Source organism: Mesorhizobium sp. M1365 (assembly GCF_040317865.1).
Taxonomy (GTDB): domain Bacteria; phylum Pseudomonadota; class Alphaproteobacteria; order Rhizobiales; family Rhizobiaceae; genus Mesorhizobium.
Genome location: NZ_JAMYLG010000121.1, coordinates 1 through 589, shown reverse-complemented (window position 1 = coordinate 589; position 589 = coordinate 1). Strand labels below are relative to the sequence as shown.

The 589-nt window shown below is 60.4% G+C and carries 1 pseudogene; it reads left to right on the top strand.

The window, feature by feature from the left end:
- Window positions 1–164: 164 nt before the first annotated feature.
- Window positions 165–589 (top strand): annotated as a pseudogene (locus tag NKH04_RS33160) (DUF1236 domain-containing protein); the annotation flags it as partial.

The following is a 589-nucleotide window of genomic DNA, read 5'->3' as shown; positions in this document are numbered from 1 at the left end:
GCGTCATGCCGTTCGCAGCGGGGTCGCTATAGGCCGGTAACGTCATCAGGTGGAGCTTGTTCCGCCACTCGGATCGCTTGCCGTTTCCTTCCATTAGTTTGGAACAAAGTTTTTTAAACGCAGTTTTGCGGGGTGAAGGGACGCATTTTCCAAGGAGATCTCTCATGAAAGGCGTTCTGATCACCAGCATGTTAGCAATCAGCGTCAGCTGCGGGGCCGCACTTGCCCAGACGCAGCAGTCGACCGACGATCAGTCCGGCGCCAATTGTGCAGCCGGCACTGCCAATTGCCAGAACGGCGCCAAGATGGGCGAGCAGGCTCAGGGCAAGGCCGGCGCCACCACTGATCAACAGGCGCAGGGCAAACCGAAGCTGAAGACCGGCGAGCAGGCTCAGGGCAAGGCTGGCGCTACGACTGAGCAGCAGGCCACGGGCAACACGAAGATGAAGACTGAAGAGCAGGCCCAAGGCAAGGCTGGCGCCACGACTGACCAGCAGGCCACGGGCAACACGAAGATGAAGACCGAGGAGCAAGCCCAGGGCAAGGCTGGAACCACCACCACCGAGCAGGCTCAGGGCAGCTCCAAGAT